The sequence below is a fragment of the Devosia sp. genome (assembly GCF_017307565.1).
GTDB lineage: Bacteria > Pseudomonadota > Alphaproteobacteria > Rhizobiales > Devosiaceae > Devosia.
Window position 1 is genome coordinate 1 of record NZ_JAFKHD010000206.1, and the last position, 8,906, is coordinate 8,906.

Sequence of the window (8,906 nt, forward strand, 5' to 3'; positions counted from 1 at the left end):
CAGCGGATCGCTGGGCAGGCGCTCTTCGACGGGGGGCAATTCACCCGCCTTCACGCGCTCCGCCAGGGCAGGTGCCTCCGTATAGGATTGCGCCATCACCGCCGTGGAGGCCAGCAGGCTTCCCACGAGCGTAGCTACAATACCGATCCGACCGAATGTCCTCATAAAGTTTCCTCCATCAGTACCCTTCTAGGTACGTTATCGATAACCTATATTTGGAAGGCATTTCGATGTCAACGAGGATCGAAATCGTTTTCCAAAGCCCTGGCTTCAGGCGTAGTTGCTCGTCTGGTAGGGACTTGTCAAATCTCAAAACAACGTTAGAAGAATTATCGATAACCCAACTTCTGGGATAAAAATGTCAAAAACAACGCTGTCCGACGTCGCCAGGAGAGCCGGGGTCTCCACCATGACTGTGTCTCGCGTCCTCAACGGACGCGGGGGGGCCAGTCCGGAAACCAGCGATCGCATCAGACAGGCGGCAGAGGAGCTGGCATACCGGCCCAATGCCGTTGCGAGGGCACTCAAGTCAGACCGCTCCGGCATCATCGGAGTCGTCGTCCCTGATATTTCCAACCCATTCTTTCCCGAGATCATCCGTGGCGCAGAAAGCGTCGCCATGCGCCACGGCTACAACCTGCTGTTGTGCAACGTGATCGAAAGCGCGGACAGGGAAATCGATGTTCTCAGGGTTCTGGAAACGCAGCGTGTCGACGGCGTTATCTTGTGTAGTGCTCGGTTGCCCGAGAAGCCGCTGCTTCAGGCTCTCAAGCAGTACAAGGCGGCGGTGGTCATCAACCGCTCCGTGCCGAGTGCTGCCGCAGGCTGCATCAATATCGACTACCGTCAGGGAGCCTACGAAGCCACCCGTCATCTTTGGGATTCGGGTCGGCGCAGGATCGGCATAGTCGCCGGCCCCGAAACCTCACATGGTGCAGCCCAGCGCCTTGAAGGCGTCCGCTCGTTTTTCGCCTCGGTCGGCGGCCGGGAATTGGGTATAGCGCACTGTACGCCCGACGTAGCCGGCGGCCAGACAGCCTCTTTGCAACTCCTTGAGGCGCACCCCGATCTCGACGGGCTCGTCTGCTACAATGATCTCAATGCTATCGGAGCGCTCAAGAGTTGCGGGCGTGCCGGCCGCGCTGTTCCAGGAGCGGTCTCGATCATCGGTTTTGACGGTATTCCGCTCGGTGAACTGGTGACCCCGCCGCTATCGACCATCTACGTCGACAAATACAGCATAGGCCAGCTTGGCATGCGCATGTTGCTCGACCGTCTGGGCGGGAAATTTACCCAGCAAAGCATCCTGATCCGGCCCGAACTGCTCGCCCGGGAGTCGTCAAGGTCGGTCTGATCGGACCGGCCACCGGCTTTCGCAAGTCTTCCTGCCTGCAACGCTCTACCCGGCTTGGAACTCCCGACCTTCTGGCGTGTTCTAGATCACGCCTTGCACGCGGCGATTGGGGCCGGTTTCGCAGGCCTGAGCCCGGTAACGCGTTCGACGCGAATTTCGGGAGTGCAAGGGCAGAAATGTCGAGCCGGTCAAACATCGAGACAGTTTTTCGTCGCCGTCTTACCGCGTTCGAGAGCGTTGCCACTTTCGCCATTGTCGCGGCTCTTCTCTATCTCGGGGCCGCCATCCTGGTGCCGCTCACCCTGGCCGTTCTCCTCGCTTTCGCCCTCAATCCCGTCGTGTCCTGGCTTAACCGGCGGCTACGTTTGCCCGATCCCGTCGCCGTCGTTCTGGCGGTGGCACTGGCCTTTTTCGGTCTTCTCGGATTCGTCGTGCTTGCCGCTTCGCAGATCGTGGGCCTCGCCGCCGAACTCCCTGGCTACCAGCAAACCATCGCCGCCAAAATCCAGGCGCTGCAGCAACAGTTCGGAAATTTTGTTTGGCTCGACCAGTTGCAGAGCACGATAGCAAACTTGGGGAGCAGCATTGGTGGTGTCGTGCCCGGACAGGGCGCACCGATTCCGGTGACGATTTCTAATGACATTGGCCCGCTCAATCTCCTGACCTCGGTGATGGGGTCGATCATCGGCCCTGTCGCCACGATCGCCATCGTCACCGTGTTTCTGATTTTCCTGCTGATCGGCCGCGCAGACCTGCAGGACCGTTTCATCCGGCTCGTCAGCGCCGGCAAATACTCGCTCACCAATCTGGCGATCTCGGATGCCAGCAATCGGGTGGGCCGCTACCTGATCATCCAGCTGATGGTCAACGCGGTGTACGGTACGATTTTCGGGATCGGCCTGTGGCTCATCGGCGTGCCGAGCGCGCTGCTCTGGGGCATGCTCATCATCCTCTTTCGCTATATCCCTTTCGTCGGTGCCCTGATCATTGCGGTTCTGCCATTCATGCTGGCTTTCGCCGTCGATCCGGGCTGGCACATGCTGATCTCGGCTGTCGCGCTTTTCCTCGCGCTGGATCTGACCACTGCAAATGTCATCGAGCCGCGCCTTTATGGCTCCAGCACCGGCGTGTCGGCTCTGGCAATCCTGCTCTCGGCAATGCTGTGGGCGACCCTATGGGGCCCTATAGGGCTTATTCTGTCGACGCCCATGACGGTCTGCCTGGTCGTGATTGGCCGGCACCTGCCGCAATTCCAGTTCCTCGAAACGCTGCTTGGCAGCGAACCCGTGCTTTCACCCGCCGAGCGCCTTTATCAGCGGATGCTCAAGGGAGACAGTGAAGACGCCATAGAGATCAGCGAAGATCATATCGAAGATCAGGGCCCCCAATCCTTCGTCAACGAGCTGATGTTGCCGGCTTTGCAAATGGCCAATCAGGAGCTGCATGCAGGCCCCGAAGTGGTGCCGCAAAGGCGACAATTGATGGAGTCCTTCGAGACCGTCCTTGATGCAACATTGGCGCCGCGCTGGTCGAATGAGGCCGAGATTTTGCTGATCGGCGGTCGCAGCGAGATTGACGAAGCCGCCGCGCAATTGCTTGGCGCGTCCATGTCCGATGCAGCAATGGGGATCGATGTGCTGCCGCCCGGCGCAATCCGGCAGGAGGCGATTGGCCGGCTGGACCTCGCTAAGGTTCGCACCATAGTGCTTGTCTTCATGGGCGCAGATGTGCGTGCCCAATGCCGCTATGTCGCCCGCCGGGTGCGTCGTATGGCGCCGGACGTTCGCATCGTGGCTTGCATCCTCAACGACATGGCGGCCGACGAGACTGCCGATACGCTCCACGTCGACCATGTCGCGCGTGATTTCGAAACCGCGATGGAAATGTCGGACGGGGCGTCGACTTCTGGGGTCATCAATGAAGAGCCGTCACGTGCCAATCCCTTTGCTGGCGGCGGTCGGGGCAACGATGCCCTGGGGCGTTCGCTGGACTCTATTGCCCGAAGGTTTGGCGTCCCCGCGGCGGTCATAAACCTGCTCGACGACCAGCGGCATCTTGAGGACGAGGAGGCGGCGGCCTTGACCATGCTTGTCGCCGAGCAGAAGGCCCCCCTTGTGGTCTATTCCGGCAAACCCCATCCGGTGGTCGGAGACAATGCCTACCTGCAGACCAATGGGATCGACTTTTATGCCGGCGTCCCGCTGCTTCTGGCCGATGGAACATGCCCTGGTGTCCTGGTGCTCCTCGACTATGAGCCCCATCTGTTTACGGACAGGGATATTGAAGCCCTCCGCCTGGCCGGCGAGGAACTGGTCGAAAAATTCGCCGCCCCGCGGGCGTTGGATGTGGGCGCGACCTAGTACCGGTCCTTTGCCAAATTCAGACATCCAAAGAGTTGGTCCAAGTCATTCGAGGACGCCGGGCGCATTCCGCGAGATTGATTTCCTGCTGGCGGTCCCAAAGCAACGGTGGCACCCTGACCGTCAAGTTGCTGCATCCTCCGCTTGATTGAGCTGATGACCCAGAAACACACCCAACGCGCCTCGTCCCACCCCTGGATCGATACCGTATGGCAGACGGTGTGCCTTCAGGATGGCGTATACCGGGCCACCCCCGATGGGGCGTGGGACCTGATCCTGGCCGTTTCGCCAGAGGAGGAAGCGGTTGTCTTTCTCACCGGGCAGGCGACCGAGCCGGTGGACGTTCCCTATCTTGCGGGCGAGCATTCTGTAGTGATTTCCTTTTCCGCCCATGTCTATCTTGCCACCGAGAGCGAGGTCCGGACGGGCGCACAGATCCGTTGGCTTCCTGTGGCCGGCGAGCGCTTTGTGCTCGACGGAATCGATTTGGCGCTCCCGACATTCGAGGGCGCCGAGGAACTGGTCGATCAGATGATCCTGGCGGGCCTGCTGAAATCGGACGATCTGGTCGCCAAGGCTTTTTCGGATAACCCCAAGGCGGCATCACGGCGTTCCGTGCAGCAGCATTTCAAGCGCACGACGGGTATCACGCAGAAGGATTTTCAGATGATCCGGCGGGCCCAGGAGGCGGTGCGGCGATTGAAACGGGGTGATGCTCCGGCAGGGGTGGCGGCCGATCTCGGCTATTCCGACCAGCCGCACATGATCAAGTCCATCAAAGCGATCATGGGCTTCCTGCCCTCGGACCTTGAGCTGGTCCACAAGTTATGAGCGCCGGGCGGGATGCCGGGCGCCCTTGGCTTTAATGTGCTCCCCCAGTCAGCCCTTGAGGAGGGCAGCGAACGTGCGCAGGTCGCGAGTGAAGAACTCTGGATCCTCCCATGCCGCGAAGTGCCCGGCCTTTTCCATGTCGTGGAACTGCACGACATTGCCGCCCGTCTGACGATCGGCCCATTCGCGTGGCAGACGCACACCGCCCGGGATCGGTACTTCGGTCGCCACGGCAACCGGAACGCCGGTATTGGTGCCCTTGATCGTCGGCGGTTGCATTGCGTTGAGGGCATAGATCCGGAACGATGAGGCTGCCGTCTCGGTCAGCCAGTAGATCATGATGTTGGTGATCAGTTCATCGCGACCGAACCGTGCGTCGGCCTCGTCGCCGAGACCCATCCCGGCCATGAAACTCATGATCCAGGCTGCGAGGCCGACAGGAGAGTCGTTCATCGCGAAGGCCAGACTCTGCGGCTTGGTTGCATGAATGAGGTTGAAGGCGCCGTGGCTGAAGAACCACTGCTGGATCGCCCCGGCATAAGCTTGCTCGGGCGGGGTCAGCACCGAGAAGTCGGTGGTTTGGTCGGCATAGCCAACATCGGTCACGTGGTAGCCGAGCAGCACCTCGGGATGGCGTTGGGCCAGTGCCATCGAGATGATGGAGCCGCCGTCACCGCCGGCCGCGACGAACTTCTCGTACCCCAGTGTCTCTGTCATGAGGTGCGCAAAGAGGTCGGCCACCTGGTTCATCGGCAGAGCCGTCCGCCCCGAAAAACCGGTGCCGGGGATGGATGGAACGACGACATGAAAATCCTTGGACAGCGCCTCGATGACGCGGTGATAGCGGTAGAAAGAATCCGGCCAGCCGTGGAGGAGCAGGAGCGGAATGGCGTGCGGATTGCTCGATGGGCGGTGAACGAAGTGGAGGTCGATGCCGTCAAGATCGACCTTGTAGCTGCCGAGTGCGTTGAGGCTCGCCTCCGCCTTTCGCCAGTCATACGCGTTGATCCAGTAGTCAGTGAGCCGTTTGAGGTAATCGAGGTTAGTCCCCATGGTCCAGCCGGCGTCCGTCGGCTGATCGGGCCACCGCGTGTGCTGAAGCCGATACTTGAGATCGGCAAGCTGAGACTCGGGAATGGCGATTTCGAAAGAAGTGGGGCGGGTCATGGTCGCGGTCTCCTGTGAATGAGCGGCTTTGCTGGGCAGGCCAGCGAGTAGAGCTGAGACAGCAAGTGCCTTGGAAAACTGCCGGCGGTTCATCTCTCATCTCCGTGCCTTGTTGATGAGGTGAGGCTACGGGCAGAGACCGCGAGGAGATTGTAAAAATACGAAAATCGCAGCCCGCCATTGGCAGCACTGCATCGTTTGGATCGGTGTTTTCTAGAGGACTGGCGCCCCGCTGACGCGCGGGCGCAATACGCCGGGCATCAGCAACAAATTCGCGCCACAAGGGCGCGAATTTCGTCCCTCCAGGTCGGGCCGGCGATCATCGCCGGCCCTGCGCCCCGCCTACTTCAACAGGCCCGCCGAGACCGACCCCTGCAGCTGCCGCTGGAAGATGATGTAGGTGACGAGCACCGGCAGCACCGTGATCACGACGGCTGCGAACAGCGAGCCGAAGTTGACGGCATAGCCGGCCTGCGATGCGAACGAGGCCATGCCTTGGGACAGCACGTAATTGTTGGAATTGGTATTCAGCGCGATCGGCAGCAGGAACTGGTTCCAGAGCCCGAGGAAGTTGAAGATCGCGACCGACGCCAGCCCCGGTTTCGCCATCGGCAGCATGATGGTGAAAAAGATCCGCCACGGCCCCGCGCCGTCGATCATGGCCGCCTCGGCGACTTCCTGCGGCAGCGTTTTGAAGAAGGCGAAGAGAAAAAACACCGTAAAGGGCAGCGCAAACGCCACATAGGTGATGATCAGGCCCGGAAAGGTGTTCAGCAGCCCAAAACCCCTGAGCGTCTGGAACAGCGGCACGACAGCCAGGAAGACCGGAAAGGTCAGGCCAGCCAGCATCAGATAGTAGATGAACTTGCTGCCCCGGAACTCATAACGCGCCAGATAGTAGGCGCACATCGAGCCCAAAAGCATGACGATGACAAGCGCACAGCCGACGACGATCACCGTATTCACGAAATAGGTGCCGATATTCGCCGTGGTCCAGGCCGAGACGTAATTGTCGAAGTTGAACGTCGTGGGCAGCATGAAGGGCGACTGAAAAATCTGCGCCGTCGTCTTGAACGAACTCATCAGCACCCAGAGCAGGGGTGCACAGATGATGACGACCCAGAGGATCAGGGCGACATGAGAAATCGTGCCGACGGTTGCGTCCGACCAGATCGTGTTCCGCGATGGTGCGCTCCTGCGCGGTCCGGCAACCTTGGCAGGCCTCGCCACTGGCGCGGTCCGAACCGCAGGCGCAGCCACCTTGCGCACCCGCCGCGATTTGGGCGGGCGGCCCGTCCACCAGAACACGAAGAACACCAGCGCCGCGAAGACCAGCGTGATGATCGCCAGCGCCGCGCCCATCGAGGTCGCGTAGCCGAACTTGCCCTTTTTGAAGGCGGTGTTCAGCAGGTGCTGGGAAATCACCACGGTGGAATTGGCCGGGCCGCCGCTCGGGTTGAGCGCCTGCATATAGACGAAGGCGTCGAGAGCCAGAATGCCGAGATAGATATAGGCCGTGCGGATGGTGTCGCGGATCATCGGCACGGTGATGCTGATGGCGGTACGGAAGCGCCCGGCGCCGTCGACGCGCGCCGCTTCATAGACTTCCGAGGGAATGCCTTTGATCGCGGCAATGAACAGCACCATGTAGAAGCCGACCATCGACCAGGCGATGACGAAGATCGACGCCCCCATGGCGGTGCGCTCGTCGCCGAGCCAGGCGAAAGACCTGAAGAACTCAAATCCCATCGCGGTCAGAATGCCGTTCAGGAGGCCGCTGGATGGGTCATACATCTGCGCCCAGAGAATGCCGATGACGATAGCCGGCACCGTATAGGGGAAGAACGAGATGATGCGGTAAAGGCTCGAATGCTTGAGCCCCTGGATTTGTCCCCGGTTCGAGCCGCCGATCGTCACCAGCGTGGCCAGCGTCAGCGCCAGGATAATGACCAGCGGCGGTAGCACCAGCACCAGCACGATGCTGTTGTAGACGGCCTTGGTGAAGACCGGATCCTGCAGCAGCGCGAAATAATTGGTCAGGCCAACGAAGTTCATCTCCTTCGAAAAGCCTGACCAGTCGGTCATCGAATAATAGAAGGCCTGCACAAATGGCGAGATCACGAAAATAATGAAGATCGCGAGCGGAAGCCCGAGGAACACCAGCGTAAAGCTGGTGTTCTCGAGGCTCGGAAACTTCCACCGCCGTTTGGCGGCGGTGGTCCTCGCCATTGTGCCGTCCATCACTTCACGACCACTTTCGTGACCGAGGCGTCGTTGTAGACGGCATCCGTGATCGCCTGCAGCGCGGCGGTGAAAGCCGCCACGTCGAGCTTGCCATCAAGGAAGCTGTTCCACACGACGAGTTCGTCCTGGTTGGTCCCGTAGAGATCGAACGAGTTCCAGGTGAAGACGTCGTTGCCCGCATCAGCCAGCAACTTGCTCTGAGAAACGAGTGCGGTAGAGCCGAAACCGTCGGCCGGCACCGTGTCCTTGACGATGGTTGGCGCGAGCTTGGTCTTGGCAAAGTTCGTTGCCGCTTCCTTCGAAAGCATGGTGCGCAGCAGTTCCTTGCCGCCGGGCAGGTTGAGCGCGCCGGCCGGAATGATGAACGGCTCGCCCGCCGTGGCGTGGAGGGCCGACTTCGGCAGCTTGTCGTTCGCATCAACCGAGAGCTCGGCCATGCCGGTCATCTTGAAGCCTTCCTTGGTGGCTGGCTTCATTTCGTTCTCGATCCACGAACCCGACGGGTAGAGGAGGAACGACTCGTCATTCGACCACTGCGCCTGGGCAGCGGTGAACTGCGTGCCGGCACCGCCTGGCTTCATCATGCCGCCCTGGATAATCTCGTGGAGCGCGGTGAAGACGGCCTGGAATGCCGGGTGCGACCAGAAGCCGGGGGTGAAATTGTCCACCGCGAGACGCACCTCGTCGCCGCCCGCCTTGATCGCCGAAGCGACTGCGGTGGTACGGTAATAGGTGGCGGCTTCCTTGCCCCAACCGAACAGGTAGATGTTCTTTTCCTTGGCCTTCTTGCCCAGCTCGATGGCTTCGGCCCAGGTGGTCGGCGGGGTCCAGCCATTGGCTTCGAAGAGCGAAGCCGAGTACCAGATACCGTAGACCGTCATGACGTAGTTGAGCGCCACGAACTTGTCGCCGAAGGTGCCCGGCTTTTCGACGCCGCCAACCAGCGTGTC

At 60.7% G+C, this 8,906-nt stretch carries 6 protein-coding genes; 3 read left to right on the forward strand and 3 right to left on the reverse strand.

The features are described from left to right. The first annotated feature begins 358 nt into the window (after positions 1 to 358). From J0I64_RS06500 to J0I64_RS06510, 3 genes are all read left to right on the forward strand, one after another. A complete protein-coding gene (locus J0I64_RS06500) occupies positions 359 to 1,354 on the forward strand; it encodes a LacI family DNA-binding transcriptional regulator (RefSeq protein ID WP_291406787.1) in 996 nt (331 codons plus the stop codon). A gap of 176 nt (positions 1,355 to 1,530) precedes the next feature. After that, complete coding sequence (locus tag J0I64_RS06505) at positions 1,531 to 3,714, forward strand: AI-2E family transporter (protein WP_291406788.1); 2,184 nt, start codon at positions 1,531 to 1,533, stop codon at positions 3,712 to 3,714. A gap of 156 nt (positions 3,715 to 3,870) precedes the next feature. After that, a complete protein-coding gene (locus J0I64_RS06510) occupies positions 3,871 to 4,545 on the forward strand; it encodes a helix-turn-helix domain-containing protein (RefSeq protein WP_291406789.1) in 675 nt (224 codons plus the stop codon). A gap of 48 nt (positions 4,546 to 4,593) precedes the next feature. Here J0I64_RS06510 and J0I64_RS06515 read toward each other — a convergent pair whose 3' ends face one another. The 3 genes from J0I64_RS06515 to ngcE all read right to left on the reverse strand — a co-directional run. Next, on the reverse strand, positions 4,594 to 5,712 hold the full coding sequence (locus J0I64_RS06515; RefSeq protein ID WP_291406790.1) for an epoxide hydrolase family protein: 1,119 nt from the start codon (positions 5,710 to 5,712) through the stop codon (positions 4,594 to 4,596). A 342-nt stretch (positions 5,713 to 6,054) separates the two neighbouring features. Further along, entirely contained in the window at positions 6,055 to 7,941 is a 1,887-nt protein-coding gene (locus tag J0I64_RS06520) for an ABC transporter permease subunit (protein ID WP_291406791.1), read from the reverse strand. A gap of 11 nt (positions 7,942 to 7,952) precedes the next feature. Then, the coding region (gene ngcE, locus J0I64_RS06525; RefSeq protein WP_291406792.1) for an N-acetylglucosamine/diacetylchitobiose ABC transporter substrate-binding protein at positions 7,953 to 8,906 on the reverse strand (954 nt) is incomplete at its 5' end.